Source organism: Elizabethkingia occulta (assembly GCF_002023715.1).
Lineage (GTDB): Bacteria > Bacteroidota > Bacteroidia > Flavobacteriales > Weeksellaceae > Elizabethkingia > Elizabethkingia occulta.
The window spans coordinates 78,895-101,253 of record NZ_MAHX01000016.1; the positions used below are offsets into that span (position 1 = coordinate 78,895).

Here is a 22,359-nt window from a genome sequence, read left to right on the forward strand (position 1 = left end):
CATTATTTTTGCCGCGTGAAGGCAAAAATTATCAACTTTTTTAAGACCATATTCCCGGTAAACTCATCTGAATTATTTGTTTTACTGTTCTTTATGGTTGTTTATGGTGTGTTTGGATGGTTTATCGCGAGCCAGTTTCGTTTGGTTTATGATGATCGTATCCCGTGGGATGCATATTTCAGTTTCGATAATTATTCAATTATAGTGTCTGGGGGAGCCTGGGAACGTCACCCATTTTCTAATTATTTTTTTAATATAATTAGAGAAAGTGCTTTATGGATTTCTGGAGGAAAAACAAATGCAACATTTCGTATTGCCTTGTCAATGCTTAGTACAATAACGGTTGCGTTTACAATGTTACAATGCTACAAGTACTTCAGAAATATTATTAAATTACCACTTTCAATAAGTTTATTCTTATTGCTCTTTTTTGGCTTATTTACAACTCCTATTCTACTTTCATTTACCCCAGAAACCTATACTTTTTCGTTTTTCCTTTTAGTGTTCTTTAATTATTTCGCAGCACTAAAGCTTTCTCAGGAAAAGAAAATTGGTCTTATTCCGTTAACCTGCTTTTCTATTCTAATAGGAGGTCTTACCATTACTAATATTATGAAGGTTTATATTCCTGTTCTTTTTGAAAAAGGTTTATTCAGAAAGTGGAAACATTTTGGCCGGACTATTTTATATGGTATTATCTCAGTTGGTGTATTTATTCTGTTATATTTATGGAGGCTTGATTTCAGGCTTCAATTAATTATTAATCAAACTTCCTCTCAATACGAACGCTTTTCCAAACCAAAAGTAACGCCATTGTGGGATATGATGACATCCTGGTTTTGGGGTGGCAGTATGCTATTTCCGAGCTTTATCACCCGAAATTACACCAGTAGAACAGGTTTTGAATATAAAGCATTATTCATGGATGTTTATTCTTCGTGGGCATCTTATCTTTTTGTTGCTTTAATTGCCTTACTCCTTATTTGGAGCCTTATCTCCAATTATAAAAACAAACTGGTTCTAATACTTGGATTATCACTGCTGTGTGATGTTATTATACATTGTGTACTAAAGTTCGGCCTACATACATCCTATATTTACGGAGGCCATTTTATATTTGTTGTCCCTATGTTACTGGGATGGCTTTTTTACAGCCAAAGAGGAAACCCAAAAACTATTTCGGGTCTCTGGGTTATTTTAATTATTTTATTCGCTTATTTGGGCTTTAATAACATTTACAGGCTAACTGAGTTTATAACTTTTGCAAACCGTTACTATAACTAAATAAAAAAGCAACTGAAATCAGTTGCTTTTTTATTTATCATTTTCAGAATTTCAAATCCTTATTTTGTTTTAGAGCGCTCTTTTTCTATTTCAGCATCTATATAAGGATATTTCATCTGCATATCTTTCATTAAAGTCGGATCCAGACGCAATGCCTGATCTAAAGCAGCTCTGGCTTCTGTTTCTCTTTTCAGGTTAAAATAGCAGTTACTTAGCTGATAGTACAATTCTGCTCTCTGATGTCTTTTCAGCGCAGTTAGGAGCTTTTCTTCTGCCTTATCATAGTCACCAACCAACATTAATACTTCTGTATAGGCATACCAGTTATAGAACCTTCCGGGCTCTGTTTCTGCCATTTTCTTCAGGCAAATAAGAGCTTCTTCCAGTTTTCCTAAGCTGATATACAGAAATGCAAGTTTCTTTTGTATGTCCAGATTATTCTCACTCAGTCTCGATGCTTCCAATGCAAAATGTGCAGCTTCATTAAGATTACCTAGTTCTTCATAAATATCCGAAATGGCAATCATTGCCGGATGAAACTGAGGATCCTCATGTAAGCTCTTTTGTAAAGCATTGAGTGCAGGAATCAACTGCTCCATTTTCTGGTAACACTGTCCAATCTTATAAAAAGAATAAGATTTGGTAAACTCGTATTCCTGTGAATCAATATAAGTTTCTATCGCCTTTTCCCATTCGTTTAGAGCTTCATAACAAGCTGCTTTGTTGGTATAAACGGCCATAGAGTTAGGATTAATCGCCAACAGGTAATCAAATCCTTTAATCGCTTCCTGATAGTTCTTTTTATTGAAATGGAAAATTCCATACTCGTACCATGCGGTTTCAGAGAATGGATAATTATCCAGATAATCATTAATAAAACTCAGGGCTTCTTCATTCCGATTCATTTCGGTATAACAAAGCATGATACTTTCCAGAGCATATTCATCATTTGGCTCGAAATTTAGGGCGAGCTTATAATGTTTTAATGCAGAGAAAGGATCATCCAGATTTTTATATTCGTCCGCAATGAAGTTATGAATGAAATCTTCGTCTTCTTCTTTTTCTAGAGCTTTTTCACACAGATCAATCGCCTTTCTCGGATTCCCCATGTTGGAATAATATTTGGCACAACAGATCATAAAATCTAAATTATCATCTGCTATACCGGCTAATTCCTTCATTAGAATTTTCGCATTAGCATTATCTTCTTTTTCAAGAAGAAATTCCAATCTGCGAACTTTTATATTAACTGAATCCGGATAAAGTTTCTGTGCATACTTAATAGCTGTTTCGGCATACTGATAGTCGCCGATTTCCAGATAATAAGAAATAATGTCCTCGTATTCTTCAGTATCGAAAAACACTTCTTCATTATTCTCTAGCATATCCTCGAAGCGTTTTACAGCTTCATTTTCAAAAAATTCTTCCAAATGTATTTTTGATTATATCATGAATTTCGGAAAAATTTCCAAAATCACCAACTAAATTAAGCTTTTTATTTTAGCAATCATATCATCAGCCAACTTGTCTGCTTCTTCCTGAGAAGATGCTTCAGTATAGATTCTGATAATAGGTTCTGTGTTTGACTTACGAAGGTGAACCCAGTTCGTCGGGAAGTCTATTTTAACACCATCTACAGTAGATATATCTTCTTTTTTGAATTCTTTTTTTACTTTCTCAAGAAGCTTGTCTACATCGATTTCCGGGGTTAATTCAATTTTCTTTTTCCCCATATAGTAATCCGGATATGTTGCTCTGAGTTCAGCAACTGATTTATCCTGTTGTGCTAAGTGGGTTAAGAATAATGCTACACCAACTAAAGAGTCTCTACCATAATGCAATTCAGGGAATATAATTCCACCGTTACCTTCTCCTCCGATTACAGCTCCTTTTTCTTTCATCAGATTTACAACATTCACTTCTCCTACTGCAGATGCAAAGTATTCTGAATCCAGTGATTTAGCAACGTCTCTCAACGCTCTGCTCGATGAAAGGTTAGAAATTGCTACTCCTTTTTTGTTTCTAAGGATATAATCTGCAACTGCAACCAATGTATATTCTTCACCAAAAAGCTCGCCATTCTCATCTACAAGTGCCAATCTGTCAACATCCGGATCTACAACGATTCCAAGATCAGCTTTTTCTTTTACAACAAGTTCGCAGATTTCTGAAAGATGTTCTTTTAATGGTTCAGGGTTATGAGGAAATTGTCCGTTTGGTTCGCAATATAGTTTTACTACATCACATCCCATTCTTTCCAGTAGCTTTGGAATTGCAATCCCTCCTGTGGAGTTTACTGCATCCAGTACTATTTTATATCTTTTTTCTCTTACGATACCCGGGATAACTTCAGGAAGCTCCAACACTTTGTCTATGTGGATTTGTATTCCTTCATTGTTTTCCGAGTAATTTCCTAAGTGATCTACGTCAATATATTCAAAAGCTTCTTTCTCTGCGATGTCCAAAACATCTGCTCCATCCTGAGCATTGATGAACTCTCCTTTTTCATTCAAAAGCTTCAGAGCATTCCATTCTTTAGGATTATGGCTTGCTGTAAAGATAATTCCACCGTCTGCATTAAGCTCCGGTACCATAACCTCTACTGTAGGAGTTGTACTAAGTCCTAAATCTATTACATTAATCCCTAAGGACTGTAGTGTAGAAGATGCAAGATTAGAAACAATCTTACCGGATATCCTTGCGTCTCGTCCAACAACTAAAGTAATGTCTTTTTTGTTGTTCTTCTTCTGAAGCCAAGCTCCGAATGCAGACGCGAATTTCACGATATCCAGAGGAGTTAAATTATCTCCTGTTTTACCTCCTATTGTCCCTCTAATTCCAGAAATACTCTTAATTAATGACATAAATTTGTTTGCTAAATTTTATGCAAAAATACGGAATAAATAAGAAAAAATTATTCAACTACGGACATGATTTATGAACACCCGCAGTTTTTGTCGCAACCACCGCTTTTTTTCTTACTAAAGTTTTTTGAAAAAATTTTCCAAACCCTAAAACAGGCAAAAAGCAGAAGTGCTCCGATTACTATATACTGAATAACAAGTGTATTCATTTTAATTATTTTAGTATCTGAAATACAAATAACGATGCAAAATACGCCAGACCAGACATTCCTATCAGCTGAATAAATGTCCATTTTTTGCTTCCTGTTTCTTTATAAACAATAGCAATAGTACTGATACACTGCATAGCAAATGCATAGAAAACAAGAATAGATACTCCTGTAGCCAATGTAAATAATGGAGTTCCGTCTGCTTTCTTATCAGCTTTCATTTTATCAATCAATCTTCCATCTTCTGCTCCATCTCCAAGAGAATATAATGTAGACATTGTTCCTACAAAAACTTCTCTGGCAGCAAATGAAGTAAGAATTCCTACCCCCATTTTCCAGTCATAACCAAGAGGACTGATAGCAGGCTCTATACTCTTTCCCATAAGTGCTAAATAAGAGTCATTCAGCTCTACATTGGACTTATGTGATGTTATACTAAATTTATCATGTGGTCCGAAATAACTAAGGAACCATATAATTATACTAACAGCAAAAATAACTTTTCCGGCTCCTGTAATAAATCCCCAAGCTTTCAGTAAAGCCATTTTGAAGTTATATCCCCATAAAGGCATTTTATAGGTTGGCAAATCCAGGATCAGGAAGCTTTTGTTAGTATTCTTTATTCCTTTTTTCAGGAAGAAAGAGAATACCAGTGCAGTCATAAACCCTAACATATACATTGCCAGCAATGCTAAAGCTCTGTAACCAATCCCTAAAACGTATTCATCCGGAATTACCAGCGTTATAATAATACTGTAAATCGGAAGCCTTGCAGAACACGTCATAAAAGGTGTTACAAGGATTGTAATTAATCTTTCTTTAGTATTTTCTATGTTTCTGGCAGACATGATTGCCGGAATCGCACAGGCTGTACCAGAGACAAGTGGAATAATACTTTTACCATTTAGGCCAAACGGACGCAATAATCTGTCCATTAAAAAGATTACTCTGGCCATATAACCACTATCTTCCATAATATAAAGGAAGTACATTAATATTCCAATCTGTGGTGCAAAAACAACTATACCTCCAATACCTGGGAGAACTCCTTCCGCAATAAGACTGTTCAAAGGTCCTTCCGGTAAATAAGTTGATGCAAGAGAAGAGAACCATGTAAATAAATCCTCAATCCATCCTTTTGGATATTCCGCCAGAAAGAATACACTCTGGAAAATAATCAAAAGAACAACCAGGAAAAGAACATATCCCCAGAATTTATGCACCATCAGACGATCTAACTTTTCGGTAAGCAAGTCCTTCAGCATTGTTCTTTTGGATCTTACTTTATTTATTATCTGATCTATATTATCATAACGGCGTAACGTTTCCTGTGTCTGCAAACGTTTCGGAACAATTCCTTTTACTTCTGCATTACTGTCATTCTGAAAAACATGATTTTGTCCGCTTACATATTTTCTAGTGGAAGAAAGATGGAACCATGCTTTATACAAGTTCTTGTCACCGGTTTTCTGTACTACTTCTTCTATTTTACTTTTATGTTCTGCAGGAATCTGAAATAGAGCTTCTTCCGCAACAGTAAATTTATGAAGACGTACACTTTCTCTTACTGCGTCTATACCACTATTCTTCTTGGCATTCGTCACATTTACAGTTACTCCTGTTTCTTCGGATAATTTCTGTACATCCAGAGAATAGCCTCTTTTTTCAGCTTCATCGATCTGATTAGCAACCATTATTACCGGTATCCCCAAATCTCTGATTTGTTCAAACAACAATAAACTTCTCTTAAAATTCAGAGCATCGGCAACATACAATACACCATCATAATTATTTCTTTCGTTAATCAGATATTCAACGCAGATAACTTCATCCTCAGAAGTAGGATAGACACTGTAGGTTCCCGGAAGGTCAATTACTTCAACCTTATTTTCTTTATAAATATATTCTCCTTTTAGGCTGGAGACTGTTACACCTGAATAGTTTCCCGTTTTTTGATTACGGTTACATAACTGATTAAAAATAGTAGATTTACCTACGTTCGGGTTTCCAACCAATAAAATTCTGGTGGATTTCTTTTTATTTTCCATCTGCTAATTCTTCCACAATAATATATCTAGCTTCTTCTTCCCGTAATGCCACTTTGGAGCGTTCCTCTCCATACTCTACATACAGGGGACCTCCAAACGGAGCCTGATATAATATCCTGAAAGGTGTATTAGGCAAAAGTCCCATTTCAATAATTTTACCGGGCATTTCCATATTGTTATTGTCATAATCGACAATAATCCCTGTTCTATCCATCGGAAAGCAGCAAAGCTTATTAGAGTCTAAATTCTTCAAGGCTTGTATTTAAAAATACAAATATACCTTATTTTAATTAAATCTAAATTGAAATTGGGATGATAAATACCAGTTATTGCGTTTTTTACGCCTCAAATTTTACAGATTTTGTCCCTGATTCTGGAGGTCCGGCGTATATAACGTACGAATTGGGAAAGGAATGTCTATATTATTTTCTCTAAACTTTTTAAGAATTGAAAGTCTTAAATCACTCTTGATAGCTTCGGCTTTGAATAAATATCTTGAATTAAAAAACAAACTAAAGTCTAATGAGGAATCACCGAAGTTAGACAAACGGGCTACGGCAGGTTTTTCCTGAAAAACTTCTGGATGCTCTTTAGCTGCATCTAACATTAGTTTCATAACCAAATTTACATCGGAATCATATCCTACCCCTATAACAATTCCGAAATTGGCAACATCGTCATCATACGACATGTTCACAATCTTGTTTTTTGTAAGAATGGAGTTCGGGATTATCATACTTTTATTATCTCTCGTAAGGATGGTAGATGTACGGATATTAATCTGCTGAACTTTCCCTACAACATTTTCTATCTCTACAACATCATCAACTTTTATACTTCTGTCCAAAAGGATAATAACTCCGGAGATAAAGTCCAGAAAAAGGTTTTGCAAACCAAGACCAATACCCACTAGTATAACACTACCTCCGAGTAAAAGCGGAGAAACATCTACACCTAATGTCCTGAATGCCAATATGGCAGTAAAAACAATAATAATGTATTTTAAAATCTGAGCAAAAGCAAACTTTTTACCGACATCAATTTTTTCGGATTTATAAATAAGTGATTTGAATACGCGTACGATACCTAAACCAACTAAAACAATAACGGCTGATGATAGTAATTGATAAACCGTTAATGAATATTGTCCTAATGAAAAGATGTGGTACTCTAAGATTTCTTTTAATGTTAACTCCATTTGTTTCTGTTTGTGTTTTTTATAAGAAAGGCTGTCTTTTAAACGGACAGCCTTTGATTTTATTATTTGATTTCAGATATGACATTCATCGCCTCCTGAAGATATAAATCTCGTTTAAGATTTTTAATCCAGTTTTTACTTTTCGCAGAGAAAGCCTCGTCTTTTTTCATACGTTCTATTTCACTCTGATACTGAGTAAACTGTAGTCCATTATCGTACTTGGTTAAAGATTCAAACTTCTTCAATTCTTCTTTTCTTTTTTTCATTAATTCAAAGAATTTAGTCTGATTAAGTGTAACAGTTTCTTCTTTACCAAGTGCCTGACGCCATTTTGCAGATTCTACTAATAGCTGATATGGTTTGTTTGCTTTAATTCTTTCTGTACTTCTTTTTACAATACCAGCCATGTCAATTGTATTCAGAGGCTTGTAATCTGAAGATTTTATCTGATCCCATGGTAATGCATGCTCATCGTATTTTTCTCCGATTTCATCGTATGTAAAGTAGTCATCCATTACAACATCAGATTTTACACCTTCCAGCTGAGTAGAATTCCCGCTGATCCGGTAGAACTTCTGAATCGTAAGTTTAAGATCTCCATAATCATCATTAGTATTCAGGAACCTGTTAAGAGAAACAAATGTCTGTACCGTTCCTTTTCCAAATGAATGTGGAGCTCCTAAGATAACCCCTCTTCCATAATCCTGAATTGCACCGGTTAAAATCTCGGAAGCTGAAGCAGAAAGTTCGTTTTGCATCAGTACCAATGGTCCCGTCCATACTGGTGAATTATTTTTATTTTTCAGAACCTGAATTTTCCCGTCCTGACTTCTTACCTGTACTACTGGTCCGCTATTCATAAATAGCCCCATAATATCCACAACCTCGGTTAAAGATCCACCACCGTTGTTTCTTAGATCCAAAATAATACCTTCTACATTCTGAGCTTTTAGCTTTGTAATTTCATTCTTAACATCTGTAGAAGCATTTCTTCCTTTAGAGTCGTTAAAATCAGCATTGAAGCTTGGCAGGTATATAAATCCGTATTTCTTACCGTTCGGAGAGTTTACAACGATACTTTTAGCAAATGTATCTTCCATCTCTACTTCCTCACGGATTAGCTTAACTTCTTTTACAGAACCATCTTTCTTTCTAAGCGTTAGTGTTACTTCAGATCCCTTAGCACCACGAATTAAACGCACAGCTTCATCTACAAGCATTCCCACTACGTTTACAGCTTCTTTCTTAGGATCTGATTTTACTTTCAGAACTTCATCTCCTTCACTTACCTGTTTAGACTTCCATGCAGGAGCTCCAATTACCAATGGTCCAATAAACAATCGCCCTTTCTTTTCCGAAATCTGTGCTCCAATTCCAATAATTTTACCACTGAAGTTGGCATCGAAGTCTTCTTTATCTTTCGGAGAGAAATAGTTGGTATGGGGATCAAAAACTTCTGTATAAGAATTCATGTAAGAAGAGAACCAATCCATTCTCTTTCTTTTTTTGATTCTGTTAAACATACTGGAAACAAGATCTTTAATTTCTCCTGTTGCTTTTACTTTCTTTTGTTCTAGTGTTAGCGGCTCATACTTTATGGTATCCTTTTGCTTTTTAGCAATTGCAGAGTCTTTTTTCTTTTTTTGTGATTCCTCTTTCTCATTTAGAGTCTGCATCTCCTGAAGAATATTATATTTAATAAATTTCTTCCATTCTGCATACATTTCTTTCTGGTTTGCCGGATTTTTCTTAAGCTTCGGCTCCATAATAATATCTTCATCCTCATCCAGATTAATAGGTTTTGCAAAGATATCCTGCGACATCTTTTCTATATCTGTAAGCCTCTGAAGGTATCTGTCATTAGTAAGTTTGAAGAAGGTGATATCTCCTGTTTTAAGATAATCATCCAACTTTGTTTTATATTTTGCAAACTCATCCATATCAGACTGCAAAAAATATTTTTTGCTTGGATCCAGCTTTTCAAAATATTGTTTATAAACATCCTGAGAATAAGCATCGTTGATTGGTTTCGCATTATAACTGAGATACGACAGCGTATTGCTTACGCTAACCATAATGGTCTGCATCTTTTCATCGTCATTTTGCGGGGAATTAAAACAAAAAATAAGTGTCCCTAACGAGGACAACAGCAGTAGTTTATTAAAACCAAAGAATTTTTTAAACATCTTTTACGAAATTTCGAAGATCAAATTTAATATCTTATTTATAAAAATAGGTCTTATTTTCTTTAATTTTGTTACAATAATTTGAAATAAATGAAAAAACCATTGATTCTGGTTACCAATGATGACGGAATAACTGCTCCGGGAATTCGTAATCTTGTAAGCTTTATGAATGAAATAGGGGATGTTGTTGTAGTTGCTCCGGATTCTCCACAAAGTGGAAAAGGGCATGCTATTACGATTAATTCTACATTAACCTATGAGGAAATTAGCATGGAGGGACCACAAAAAGATTATTCATTAAGCGGAACTCCTGTAGATTGTGTAAAATTTGCACTGGATAAAATACTTACCCGAAGACCTGATCTTGTTGTATCGGGAATTAATCACGGGGCAAATTCTTCTATTAATGTAATCTATTCCGGGACAATGTCCGCTGCTGTTGAAGCAGGAGTTGAAGGTTTGCAGGCTATTGGCTTTTCTTTATTAGACTTCAGCTGGGATGCTGATTTCTCTCAGTCAAAAACTTTTATTCAAAGCATTGTAAAAAAAGTCTTGGAAAATCCTATTCCAAAAGGAATTGTGTTGAATGTAAACATTCCGAAATTACCTGCTGAAGAAATAAAAGGAATAAAAGTCTGTAAGCAGGCGAATGCTAAATGGGAGGAAAACTTTGATGAAAGAGTAAATCCACACGGTAAAAAATATTACTGGTTATCTGGTTATTTCAACAATATGGACCAGTCTGAAGATGCTGATGAAACAGCTCTTAGTGAAGGATATATCTCGGTTGTTCCTGTTAAATTTGACCTTACTGCCTACGAGTATCTAAAAGATTTACGGAATGTTTTAACGTTCTAAACATAAATAAAAAGCCACCTGACGGGTGGCTTTTTATTAGAATAATACTCTTGTATCTTTTCTAAGTTCTTCTAAATATTCTTGTTTCTGATCTCTATAAAAGAGATTCATTGTTTCAAAAGGTATTAGCTTCAAATCTTTGTTTACAATATGAACACAGGATTTTTTCACTGCACGGACATCAAAATCATGAGCATCCATAAAGTTCATTATAATGATGCGGAAAAGATTTTCATACTCCATCTCCGGAGCACAGACTTCAGGTAGGCAACATAATAATTGGTTTACTTTAGGTTGTACCTTATCCACGGATATCCCTGTACTGAAAATATCGATCAGCTGCATTTTCAGTCCCTCATCCTGCTCATAGACAATTGTATTTTTAGATTCGTTATTCAGTAAATCAGCAGGATTAATATAGCGGGTTAAAGGAATTATCTCTCCCTGTAACTTTAATATATATCCCATCGCCAGAGCATCGGGATTACAAGGTACAGGAATTATATCATCTGAATTTAGTACCGGAAATTGATTAAGTATTTCCTGACGGACTTCTGTCAGTGTTATTTTCTCATGTGCAGAATCATCCCTGTTTCTACCCGCAATTTCTACCGGCTGAAAGGTAATTCCACGTACACATTTCTGTTTAAGTGCAAAATCAATAATCTTACCTATTTCATCTACATTTTTTCCTTGCTGTAAAACCACTACCAATGTAGTGGACAGATTGAGTTCATTTAGCTTTTCCAGAGCCTTCATGCGGACATCTGTAAGATCTTTCCCACGGAAATCCTGCAGCACTTCTGGTTTAAATGAATCAAACTGTAAATAAACTTCAAATTCCGGAGCATAAGTAGCCAGCTTTTCAGCAAATCCGGGATCATTGGCTATCCTTACACCATTTGTATTCAGCATCAGGTGCTTTATAGGTTTGGACTTTGCAATGTCCATTATTTTGAAAAATTCGGGATGAATTGTTGGTTCTCCTCCACTAATCTGAACAACATCCGGTTCACCCTCATTCTTTACAATTACATCGAACATAGCTTCTATTTCCTCTAGCGATCGATGGCTGCCATAATGTGGCGAAGACATTGCATAGCAGGTAGGACATGTGAGATTACAGCGATCTGTTACTTCTACAATGGAAAGACAGCTGTGCTGTTCGTGATCTACACACAATCCACAATCGTATGGGCATCCATATGCTACGCCTGTACCAAAATGTAGTGGCATTTCGGAAGCCTTATTATAGTTCCTGATGTTTTTATAATAATGGACGTCCGTAGCAATCTTAGTTTTAAAAAAACCGTGGTCCGGACATCTTTTAGTCATAAAAACTTCATCATTTTCAATGATTATTTTTGCTCCGACTCTCTTCAAACAGTCCGGGCAAAGACTTGTGGTATAATCGTAATAAGTATAATTTCTAACTGGCATATTCTGCTATTTTTACATTCCTCCACAAATAACTCCACTAATTAAACCGCAAACCAACATCACGATTAATACAGTAAGCCAGAAGTTACTCTTCGAGTATTTTTTATCTCCACCTGATTCGTAGATTAGTTTTATAATGGCTGCTAAAACTAATCCAAAAACGAAAGCTCCCAAAACAATCATACTAATGATCATGACAACTATTCCGCCCAGGCCGCCGACTTCTAAAATGGTAAACAAGTGATTCATATTAAAGTATTGGTGCTAAATATTTAGATTTCAAAGTGATATTAACTTTATAAATGTAATAAATAATCACTAACAAACAAGTTAGTTGAATAGCCCCTAAATTTCCTGCAATTTCGATTCTCGGTTTTAGAAAATCAAGCAAAAAACGAAACGTAAAATAGGACAACATAAATATCTGAAAAACAAACCCCGAAGGAAAATGTTTCTTCTGTATAACCTTTAGAATTCCCCAAAGCGATACAAGAAAAGCAATCTCATATAATGCCACCGGATGACGCAGATACTGATCCCCCAAATGCATTCCAAAGATTGAATCTGTCGGTAATCCATAAGTTTCTTCATATATTCCGGTAAAAAAGCAGCCGATTCTGCCAATAATTATTGCCAGCATCAAAGGAAATGTAATCAGGTCTCCTGTGCTTTCTTTATGTCCAACTATTTTTTTAGCAAGCTCTACTCCTATTAACCCAAATGCTAAACCTCCAACAATTGTATTATTGGACCAAAATCTTTTAAATGAAAAATCTGTTGAAAATAGTGTATCTGGATTTTCAAGATTTCCAATAATTTTTGACCCTAAAAGGGCACCAGCAGTTGCTCCGGCAATAATGGCCAGAGATATTGTAAGAGGAAGTTTTTCCGGAGATTTTCTCTTCAGAAAGAAATAATAACGCATCCCCAGAAAAATCCCTAACGATTCTAATACTGGATGTAAGAGTATATCTTTACCAAAAAGATGTAATGTTGCCGGAAAATCAATCATATTTAAAATCTGGTTGCTATAACTTCACGAAGAATTTTTGAGGCTTTATCAACTTCCTGTGTCCAGTCTTCTACTGCATCATCATTAGCTCCGTCCGAGATATATTTCAGGCAAAGAAAAGGAATTTGTTCTCTTTTAGCTATTAAAGCCAGCACATAGGCCTCCATGTCCAGTACATTATACAAATCAGTATTGTGTTCAGTTTCAAAGCTGTCTCCCGTACCACAAATCCCTTTTGGCAGACTATCTACATTTATTCCGTAATCCAAAACCACATCATCATCCGAAAAAGGGGTTTTAAACTTCTCTATACCCAAAGGTGATACATCCATATCTCTTTGAACAAATTGCGTACAGCAAACTACATCTCCTCTTCTGAAAGCTGTACTTCCCGCTGTTCCTAAGTTGATAATAATATCAGGCTTATTTGCTGACAGGTATTTCATTAAATAATAACCTGCATTTACTTTACCTATTCCGGTAAATACCAGTTGTAAATCTTTAAATTCATTTCCTGCCTCTTTCTCCATTGCGAAGACAAAAACAGGATTATTATACGTTTTTTCGCTGATGGTTATTTTCATATATCAAATAAAAAAAGGCTTTTTTCAAAGCCTTTATATATTAAGTTAGCATTCCGCCATCTACGTTCATAACCTGGCCTGTAATATAGGAAGACATATCGCTTCCTAAGAATACACATGCATTGGCTACATCTTCTGGCTGTCCTCCTCTTTTTAATGGAATTCCGTCTCTCCAGCCTTGTACTGTTTTCTCATCCAGAACGGCTGTCATTTCAGTTTCAATGAATCCCGGAGCAACAACATTACAACGGATATTTCTGGAACCAAGCTCTAATGCAATAGATTTAGAGAATCCGATAACTCCTGCCTTAGAAGCCGCATAGTTAGCTTGTCCTGCATTTCCTTTAACACCTACTACAGAAGACATATTGATAATAGATCCGCTTTTAGCCTTCATCATCGGCTTAATAACCGCTTTTGTAAGGTTGAATACAGAATCTAAGTTTACTTTAATAATTGTATCCCAATCTTCTTTAGACATACGAAGCATAAGGTTATCTCTTGTAATTCCTGCATTATTAATCAGGATATCTATCTGTCCGAATTCCGCCATTACATCATCTACCAACTTCTGTGCTGCATCATAATCAGAAGCATCCGACTGATATCCTTTTATCTGGGTAACAGAACTTAATGCTGCTTCTAATTCTTTCGCTTTATCTACAGATCCTGCATAGGTAAAAGCAACTTTTGCTCCCTGCTGAGCAAAAACTTCTGCTATACCTCTCCCGATTCCACGGGTTGCTCCTGTAATAAGGGCTACTTTTCCTTCTAATAGTTTCATATTTAATGTATGTTTATTTTCCTTCAAAAACTATGACAGCATCAGGATTCTGATCATCCACTGTATAGCTGTCAAACGTTAAAGTATTATTCTTTAAATTATACTTTACAGTTTTTTTATCTTTCAGCAAATATGCGGAATTAATCTTTTTAAATGGAAATTTTTCGAGAGTAATTGCTTTGCCCTCATTATTTTTAAGTATGTGAACATATATTTTTCCGGGTTTCTGAGTAACAGCACCCCATTTCTGAAGTGTAAGATAGCCGCCTCTGGTACCGTAAATACTTTCGCCATAGACTTTCATCCAGTCTCCCATTTCGCTGAAAGAATTAATAAAAGGTTGTGGAACTTTACCATTAGGCATAGGACCTATATTCATTAGTAAATTGGCGTTACTTCCCGCAGCATTTACCAACAGATTCAGAAACTCTCTGAATGTTTTGTTCTTATTGTCTTTCAATTCAAATCCCCAGGAATCGTTAAGTGTAGCGCAGGTTTCCAAAGGAAGCTGAGATGGCTTCTGGAAACTTAGTCCGTGTTCATTTTGTCCGGGAATGTCTCTTTCAAACATCTGAAAATCTTCACCTTCCAATGGCGTAATATGATGATTATTACCTATAAGACATTGTGGCTGAAGCTTATGTATAAGCTCATAAATCTCCGGCATTTTCCAGTCCAAATATGTTTTCTCACTTCTGCCTGCTTTTTCTTCTTCCATCTGATCCCAGTAACCATCAAACCATATTCCTGAAACTTCCCCATAATTGGTTAAAAGTTCTGTCAACTGGTTTTTCATAAACTGAATATAATCATTCCAGTTACCTTTTTCGGTACGTCCGGTTCCTTTTCCTGTTCTGCCTGTCCAGTACGAATAATCTGTTCTTGTCCAGTCCAGAAGCGAATAATAGAATGCTATTTTCACCCCTTGTTTATGGCATTCATCAGCTAATTCTTTTACCAAATCCCTTTTGAAAGGGGTATTCATAATATTAAAATCCGAATATTTTGTATTCCACATACTAAATCCATCATGGTGACGTGTAACTAAAGTAATGTACTTTACACCAGCATTCTTAGCCATAGAAACATATTCTTTAGCATTGAACCCTATAGGATTGAAAAAGTCTTTAAGTTTAGCGTAATCATTAACCGGAATTTTGTCATTATTCATGACCCACTCCCCTCTTCCCAATTCACTGTATAATCCAAAATGGATAAACATTCCGAATTTTTCATCCTGAAACTCAGTTCTTGCTTTTAGGTTTGCTTGTGTTGGCTGATACTTTTGCTGGGAAAAGCCAAGAAGTGCACTTCCCAGTAATACTGTTAATAATGTTTTTTTTAACATAGCTTTTTGGTATTAGTTTTTTCTGAGTTACTATTCAATCTTTAAAGCTGCGAATAGTAGCAGCATTCTTTTTTAAATAATTGTGTTTATTTTAATTTAAAGTAGATATTATTTCTTTTTTTCCTTTATCCGAAAGGTACATATATTCTTTACTAAATGCATAAGAATCATATAAAAAAGGCCTTATAATCTCATTTCTATTATTGATAAGACCGTATTTACCGTTCAGTTTGGCTACAAAAGCCATGTTGTTCCTAAAGCCGGCAATTTCTTCATATACAAAAGGCAATATCTCCTTCCCGCTGGGTTCAATAAAACCATATTTTCCACCCTTTTTAGCAATCAAACCTATATTCTTCTGTGCTCGAAAAAAGAAAGGATCAAATGCTGGCGAAATTTCATCAAAATTTAAAGGTTCTGTTTTCCATGTATTCCATTCCAGGCGTTGATAACCAATTTTGTTTTTAACCACCAACTGGTTTTCATCCAATGCGTAAATAGTAAAACCATCAGGAAAAATCTGCTGAAAATTTTTATTCAACAGGTTATTTATTTTATTTTTTTCGGTAATAAGATACTGTAATTTATCTGTTGAAATAAAAGTGACTCTGTCAAAGCTTTCATTAACAACTTTATTCAGGGAATCATCAATAATTGATACCTGATTTTTTTCATTCAATAAAAAGTATTTATCAAATAAAAAAGCAATACTTCCTGCTTTAATTTTCTTATTCTCTTTTGTTTTTAAATTAAATAGAAAAAACTGGGTACTGCTTTTGTCCATAATGGCATAATCCCCATAAATAGTAATATGCGAATATTCCATTGGCAGAACTTCTTTTCCTTCGGAATCTATTAGCCCTTCTTTATCTATATTTCTGTTCAGGCTTACAAAATAGTCGTTACTGGCTTCAGTATCGATTAGCTCATATTTTGATTTCAAAAGAATCTTATTCTCTTTATCCACTAAAAAATACTTATCCGGAGCCACTTGAACACAGGACTTATCTTTATTAAAATATGAATTTCTTTGATAAGCGAAATCAGAAACAAATCCTTTTTCGGGATTGTAAATTGCCCATTTATTGTTCTTTTTTACAAAAAATATGCTTTCTCCGGCATATTCAATAGAATCGTAAAGAAAATCTAATTCAGACTTGTCACTAAGATAATTGACTAGTCCAAACTTTTTATTTTTGGAGACTACCAAGTAGCCGTTCTCACTATTCCAGGATAAACCAAAATCATAATTGTTCAAAGGGATTTTATAATCTCCTTTAAAATCTATCAATCCGACTTTTCTATTATTATTTCCCCCGGTATAATGAAAAAAATAACCTTTTCTAAAGGGTGCCAAATTTCCATTTATAGGCTGCAGCGTTACAGTTCCAGTGGAATCTATAATCCCAGAAAGACTTCCTTTTTTGAAAACAGCATATCCTCCTTCAAATCGCTCAATATCGAGTTTTAATTTATCTCTTAGATCATATTGCAGCTTCAGATCGCTTTGGGAAAATCCCATCAACCAGAAGAATGCTGAAATAAAAGATAAATTCTTTCTCACATTTACATCGAATTATTTACAATAAGAACAATTTCTCCTTTTAGCGTTTTACTTTTAGAAAACTCTATTAATTCATCAATAGTTCCACGCTTGGTCTCCTCAAATTTTTTGGAAATTTCACGGCTTAGACTTACTTGTGTTTGTTCTCCAAAGAACTCTTTTATCTGTTCCAGTGTGGTATTAATCTTATGTGGGCTTTCATAAAGAACAATTGTTTTTTTCTCTTCAGCCAGTTGCTTTAGTTTGGTCTGACGTCCTTTTTTCTGTGGCAAAAATCCAGCGAAATAGAAGTCGTGATTAGGAAGTCCTGAAACAACTAATGCAGGAACAAAAGCCGTTGCCCCGGGAAGACAGATCATTTCGATATCATTATCCCGCCCTGCTTTTGCCAGAAGATAACCAGGATCCGATATTCCGGGAGTCCCGGCATCAGTAATAATGGCAATATTCTGCCCATTTTTAAGATCCTGAACAACTTTCTCTGTAGCCTGATGTTCGTTATGCAAATGATAAGATTTCAGCGGCTTCGATATCTCATAATGTTTGAGGAGAATCCCTGAAGTACGGGTATCTTCACAAAGTATATAATCTACTTCTTTTAAAACTTTTATTGCCCTGAAAGTCATATCTTCCAGATTACCTACTGGTGTTGGTACAAAATATAATATGCCACTCATTATCTAAAACGGCTTTCTACTAGTGACCATAATCTTTGCGCATACTCGTCTACCGGCTTCCAATCTCTGTCATAGTACAGATCGCTAAGATATTCTTTTGCATCATCTAAAGTCCGGGCTTCATTTAATCTTTCTAATACGTATTTCATTTCTACTTCATCGTTATTGAATAATTTTTTCAGGAATGCCATTCTGTCGTTCAGATCCAGTCTGAATTGCCCTGTCTGAACAGAGGTATTGGCATTTGTTGGTATAAATGCAGTATTTTCTTCTGTATTTACATATTCATTTACCTTTTCAGGTACCTCATTATTTTCTGTAATATTTGTTATTTCTTCTCTGGAAATAGGTTTCAATCCCTTAATGGAAGCCAGCTTCACTTTATGAGCAGCTTCTTCATCCAAATGTTCAGAACCTTCCTCTTCTCTTACAAATAATTCTTTAATCTGATATTCCGGTTCTTTTGTAACTTCTTTTTCCTCGTCAGTATGCTCTTCTTCAGTTGAAACAGTCTCCTCTACGGTCTCTGTTTCATTCACTTCTTCTTCTTCTTCTTCTTCTTCTTCTGCTGCTGCTGCTGGTGATGATGCTGATATTGTTTCTTCTGTAATTACAGATTCTGCTTCAGTCTCAGTTATTGATGCATCTTCCTTAGATTCTTCAGAGATTTCTTCAGCTTCAGCAACTGGTTCAGTTTGTTCCTCTTCCGCAACAATCTCTTCAGGTGATTCATGTTGATCTTCTTCCAAAGTATTTACATATTCTTCTTCCTCAGAATAATCATTTTCTATAATATTCTCTGTTTTCGGGATAACAGCATTTACCTTTTCTGTTGGTATTTCTTCGTCAGTAATCTCAGCAATTTCTGTGGAAGCTTCATCTTTAGTAAGATCTTCTTCAAATTCAGCTTCTACCTCTCTTTCTTTTTCAAGAGCCTCTTCAGATTTATCATGAGTAGGATTAGCCTCAATCATAGCTTCCAATTCATTTTTTCTCTGATGGATATCAATACTTTCTACTTCCAGCATTTTCAGAAAAGCTACTTTTTCATATAGCTCCTGAACTTTCTGATAATTAGTAATTAATCCTGCCGTTGATTCAACAGAAGCGATATCAGAGGCAATTTTTTTTACGTCTTCAAGGATCCTGTCCTGAATGTCATGAGAGTTTTGCATCATTATTTTATGTAATTTTGATGTGGAATAATATGTGCTAAGTTAACAAATGTTTTTAGAAAATACAATTAACCACGCCAAGCAAAGCGGGTGGATGGAAGTGATATGTGGCTCAATGTTTTCCGGTAAAACGGAAGAGCTAATTAGGCGTCTGCGCAGAGCAGAAATGGCTGGTCAGCAAGTAGAAATTTTTAAACCAAAAATTGATGTTCGTTACTCCGATGAAGATATCGTTTCGCATAACGATAATAAGATCCGGAGTACAGCTGTTGATACTCCTAATGAAATTCTGTTACTGGGTTCCAATTGTGATGTTGTGGGTATTGATGAAGCGCAATTTTTTGATGAAAGCGTTGTAGAAGTTGCCAATCAGTTAGCTAATAGTGGTACAAGAGTCGTGATTGCCGGATTGGATATGGACTTTATGGGACGCCCTTTTGGCCCTATGCCAAATCTTATGGCAACAGCTGAATACGTTACAAAAGTTCACGCCATTTGTAAAAGAACAGGAAATTTAGCCAATTATTCATTAAGAACATCTGCCAGCAAAGATTTGGTTCAGCTAGGAGAAACAGATAGCTATGAAGCTGTTAGCCGCCGTATCTTTTGGGAAGAGATGCAAAAGCAAGAGAAAAATAAATGAAATATACTGCACAGGAGTTAGCTTCAATGACCAACTCCCGGATTACCGGAAATAAAAATGAAGTTGTTGAACAATTGATTTTCGACAGCAGGCTTATTTTTTCTTCAAAAAATAATGCCTTTATTGCTTTGAAGACTCAGAAAAATAATGGTTCCAAATACATCAAAGAAGCTATAGAGAAAGGAATAAAAGTAATTATAGCCGATGAAATATATGAATCTTCCGGGCAGGATATAACCTGGATCATAACTTCTGATACGCAGAATTTTCTTAGACAGTTAGCCCATCATCATCTGCAAAATCTAAATATTAAAACCATTGGTATTACCGGAAGTAATGGTAAGACTATTGTAAAAGAATGGTTATATCAATGCTTGTGGGATGAAATGAGAGTTGTAAAAAGTCCAAAAAGTTATAACTCCCAAATAGGACTTCCCTTATCTATACTCCAGGCTAATAATGATGATGAGCTGGGAATTTTTGAAGTTGGAATTTCCAAACCTCACGAAATGGAAAAACAATCTGAAGTGTTTTCACCTCAGATTGGAGTATTCACACATCTTGGTTCTGCACATTCAGAATATTTTGAAAATGAGGAACAGCTACTTAATGAAAAGCTAAAGCTTTTTGAAAAATCAGAAGTAATCATTTATAATGGTGATCATCCTTTGGTAAAAACCAAAATACAAGATTTATATAGCAATAAAACTCTGATTTCTTATGGGTTAGATATATTAAACGATATTTTAATTGAAAGCCCAATAGACCAAAAAGAAGCTTTTAATATCAAGGTTTTAGATGGTTATATTCAGATTCCTTTTACCAATCGGGATCAGGCTACCCTGCACAATGCATTAGCTGTTATTGCTGTTCTTAGCTTTCTAAAAATTCCACATTCAAAAATTGTAGACAAAATCAACAATTTGCAGGCTGTGGAAATGCGTATGGAAAGCATTAAAGGAGAAAGAGATAACCTTATTATTAATGACTCTTATAATCTGGATCTCGATTCTCTAAAAATAGCATTGAGTACATTAAACCAGTATGGAAATAAATCACAAAAGGTATTGGTACTTACAGATATACACGATGTAAAGGATCACTCCGAACATTTGTATCATATCGTAGCAGATTTAGTTAACGAACATTCGTTAGGTAAAATATACCTGATAGGAACAGAAATAACAAAGTTTGCCCATCTATTTAATTCTAAAACTTTTTCTTTCGATAACATTCAGGAATTAATTGAAGATCAGGAATTTAACAGTATTGAAAACTCATTAATTTTATTGAAAGGAGCCCGTAAATTTGAACTTGAAAATCTAAAAAAAGAATTGGAACTTCAGTCTCATGATACTGTTCTGGAAGTAAATCTAAATGCCATCCTGCATAACATCAATGTTCATAGGAACTTTTTAAAGCCTGAAACCAAAATGATGGCAATGGTAAAAGCCTACTCTTATGGATTAGGCGGTTATGAAATTGCAGAATTTTTACAACATCACAATATCAACTATCTGGGTGTCGCTTATGCAGATGAAGGTGTTGATCTAAGAAAAAATAAAGTGACCTTACCTATTATGGTAATGAATCCGGAGCTTAATAGTTATGATACTATTATCGATTATCAGTTAGAACCGGAAATCTATAGTTTCAAAGTTTTAGATCTTTTTCTTAAAGCTTTAAGAAAAAAAGGAATCCATGAAAGATACCCCATCCATATAAAATTAGAAACAGGTATGCATCGTTTAGGCTTTCGCAAAGAAGATCTGGATGAACTCCTTCTTAAAATTAAGGAAAACAACCTCAGAATAGCCAGTATTTTCACTCATCTTTCTTCTGCTGATGATCCGGAAGAGAGAGAATATACTTTAGCTCAGATAAAGCTATACACAGATAATTCAGACTACATATTAGCCAGAACAGAAGATAAACCACTAAGGCATTGTCTAAATTCACCGGGAATTACCAACTATACAGAATATCAGTTTGACATGGTAAGAATTGGTATCGGAATGATTGGCTATACAACAAACCCAGCTATAAAGCCCTTATTACAAAGCGCTGTCTGTTTTAAAACAGTTATTACACAGATTTCTCCATTACACCCCGGAGAATCACTAGGTTATAACAGAAGATTTAAAGCTGAAAATGATACTAATATTGCCACAATAGCTGTTGGATATGCTGATGGTATACCACGATTATTAAGTAATGGAAAAGGCTTTGTTGGTATTAAAGGAAAGCTTTATCCCATCCAGGGAAATGTATGCATGGATATGCTGATGGTAGACATTGGCAATGATCCTATAGAAGAAGGTGATGATGTTATTATCTTTAATGGAAATCCAAGTCTGGAAAAATTTGCTGAATATTGTCAGACGATTCCTTACGAAGTGCTAACTTCAGTTTCGAGACGTGTAAAAAGAATATATATAAAAGACTGATGAAATAAAGTACTACTTTTCTCTATTTCATCGATAAA

The 22,359-nt window shown here is 35.1% G+C and carries 19 protein-coding genes; 4 read left to right on the forward strand and 15 right to left on the reverse strand.

Annotated features, from left to right (window positions below; translation table 11 throughout):
• Positions 1-15: 15 nt before the first annotated feature.
• Entirely contained in the window at positions 16-1,284 is a 1,269-nt protein-coding gene (locus tag BAZ10_RS11075; RefSeq protein WP_221407374.1) for a DUF6080 domain-containing protein, read from the forward strand.
• A gap of 59 nt (positions 1,285-1,343) precedes the next feature.
• On the opposite strand, the gene BAZ10_RS11080 is transcribed toward BAZ10_RS11075, so the two are convergent.
• From BAZ10_RS11080 to BAZ10_RS11105, 6 genes are all read right to left on the reverse strand, one after another.
• Positions 1,344-2,714 carry a tetratricopeptide repeat protein gene (locus BAZ10_RS11080; protein WP_078772107.1) on the reverse strand — a complete coding sequence of 457 codons (1,371 nt, stop codon included), beginning with the start codon at positions 2,712-2,714 and terminating at the stop codon, positions 1,344-1,346.
• Between the two features lie 51 nt (positions 2,715-2,765).
• Positions 2,766-4,148: a phosphoglucosamine mutase gene (glmM, locus tag BAZ10_RS11085; RefSeq protein ID WP_078772108.1), complete on the reverse strand. Its 1,383-nt coding sequence runs from the start codon at positions 4,146-4,148 to the stop codon at positions 2,766-2,768.
• A 214-nt stretch (positions 4,149-4,362) separates the two neighbouring features.
• Positions 4,363-6,405, reverse strand: coding sequence for a ferrous iron transport protein B (gene feoB / locus BAZ10_RS11090; protein ID WP_078772109.1), 2,043 nt, complete (start codon positions 6,403-6,405; stop codon positions 4,363-4,365).
• The gene (locus BAZ10_RS11095; protein ID WP_009090100.1) at positions 6,395-6,619 is read right to left on the reverse strand and encodes a FeoA family protein; all 225 of its coding nucleotides are present in this window, start codon (positions 6,617-6,619) and stop codon (positions 6,395-6,397) included. The genes feoB and BAZ10_RS11095 overlap by 11 nt, the downstream gene beginning before the upstream one ends.
• A gap of 138 nt (positions 6,620-6,757) precedes the next feature.
• Positions 6,758-7,603 carry a mechanosensitive ion channel family protein gene (locus tag BAZ10_RS11100; protein ID WP_078772110.1) on the reverse strand — a complete coding sequence of 282 codons (846 nt, stop codon included), beginning with the start codon at positions 7,601-7,603 and terminating at the stop codon, positions 6,758-6,760.
• A 62-nt stretch (positions 7,604-7,665) separates the two neighbouring features.
• A complete protein-coding gene (locus tag BAZ10_RS11105) occupies positions 7,666-9,789 on the reverse strand; it encodes a carboxy terminal-processing peptidase (RefSeq protein ID WP_078772111.1) in 2,124 nt (707 codons plus the stop codon).
• 90 nt (positions 9,790-9,879) lie between these two features.
• Here BAZ10_RS11105 and surE point away from each other — a divergent pair, with 90 nt between their 5' ends.
• On the forward strand, positions 9,880-10,647 hold the full coding sequence (gene surE / locus BAZ10_RS11110; RefSeq protein ID WP_078772112.1) for a 5'/3'-nucleotidase SurE: 768 nt from the start codon (positions 9,880-9,882) through the stop codon (positions 10,645-10,647).
• A gap of 36 nt (positions 10,648-10,683) precedes the next feature.
• On the opposite strand, the gene BAZ10_RS11115 is transcribed toward surE, so the two are convergent.
• The 9 genes from BAZ10_RS11115 to BAZ10_RS11155 form a co-directional block, all read right to left on the reverse strand.
• Positions 10,684-12,087 carry a radical SAM protein gene (locus tag BAZ10_RS11115; protein ID WP_078772113.1) on the reverse strand — a complete coding sequence of 468 codons (1,404 nt, stop codon included), beginning with the start codon at positions 12,085-12,087 and terminating at the stop codon, positions 10,684-10,686.
• A 12-nt stretch (positions 12,088-12,099) separates the two neighbouring features.
• On the reverse strand, positions 12,100-12,282 hold the full coding sequence (locus BAZ10_RS11120) for a hypothetical protein (RefSeq protein ID WP_245803803.1): 183 nt from the start codon (positions 12,280-12,282) through the stop codon (positions 12,100-12,102).
• A 55-nt stretch (positions 12,283-12,337) separates the two neighbouring features.
• Positions 12,338-13,099, reverse strand: coding sequence for a prolipoprotein diacylglyceryl transferase (locus BAZ10_RS11125; protein WP_078772115.1), 762 nt, complete (start codon positions 13,097-13,099; stop codon positions 12,338-12,340).
• A gap of 2 nt (positions 13,100-13,101) precedes the next feature.
• Complete coding sequence (locus BAZ10_RS11130; RefSeq protein ID WP_078772116.1) at positions 13,102-13,683, reverse strand: 5'-methylthioadenosine/S-adenosylhomocysteine nucleosidase family protein; 582 nt, start codon at positions 13,681-13,683, stop codon at positions 13,102-13,104.
• A gap of 40 nt (positions 13,684-13,723) precedes the next feature.
• On the reverse strand, positions 13,724-14,467 hold the full coding sequence (gene fabG, locus BAZ10_RS11135) for a 3-oxoacyl-[acyl-carrier-protein] reductase (RefSeq protein ID WP_024563849.1): 744 nt from the start codon (positions 14,465-14,467) through the stop codon (positions 13,724-13,726).
• Between the two features lie 13 nt (positions 14,468-14,480).
• Complete coding sequence (locus BAZ10_RS11140) at positions 14,481-15,815, reverse strand: alpha-L-fucosidase (protein WP_078772117.1); 1,335 nt, start codon at positions 15,813-15,815, stop codon at positions 14,481-14,483.
• A 91-nt stretch (positions 15,816-15,906) separates the two neighbouring features.
• The gene (locus tag BAZ10_RS11145) at positions 15,907-17,379 is read right to left on the reverse strand and encodes a WG repeat-containing protein (protein ID WP_078772118.1); all 1,473 of its coding nucleotides are present in this window, start codon (positions 17,377-17,379) and stop codon (positions 15,907-15,909) included.
• A 2-nt stretch (positions 17,380-17,381) separates the two neighbouring features.
• Positions 17,382-18,056 carry a 16S rRNA (cytidine(1402)-2'-O)-methyltransferase gene (gene rsmI, locus BAZ10_RS11150; RefSeq protein ID WP_078403166.1) on the reverse strand — a complete coding sequence of 225 codons (675 nt, stop codon included), beginning with the start codon at positions 18,054-18,056 and terminating at the stop codon, positions 17,382-17,384.
• Positions 18,056-19,234 (reverse strand): hypothetical protein, encoded by a 1,179-nt coding sequence (locus tag BAZ10_RS11155; RefSeq protein ID WP_078772119.1) that lies wholly within the window; start codon positions 19,232-19,234, stop codon positions 18,056-18,058. Before BAZ10_RS11155 ends, rsmI begins: the two co-directional genes overlap by 1 nt.
• A 46-nt stretch (positions 19,235-19,280) precedes the next feature.
• On the opposite strand from BAZ10_RS11155, the gene BAZ10_RS11160 reads away from it, so the two are divergent.
• Both BAZ10_RS11160 and BAZ10_RS11165 read left to right on the forward strand, forming a co-directional pair.
• Entirely contained in the window at positions 19,281-19,874 is a 594-nt protein-coding gene (locus BAZ10_RS11160; RefSeq protein WP_024563852.1) for a thymidine kinase, read from the forward strand.
• Positions 19,871-22,321: a bifunctional UDP-N-acetylmuramoyl-tripeptide:D-alanyl-D-alanine ligase/alanine racemase gene (locus BAZ10_RS11165; RefSeq protein ID WP_078772120.1), complete on the forward strand. Its 2,451-nt coding sequence runs from the start codon at positions 19,871-19,873 to the stop codon at positions 22,319-22,321. The genes BAZ10_RS11160 and BAZ10_RS11165 overlap by 4 nt, the downstream gene beginning before the upstream one ends.
• Positions 22,322-22,359 lie beyond the last annotated feature (38 nt).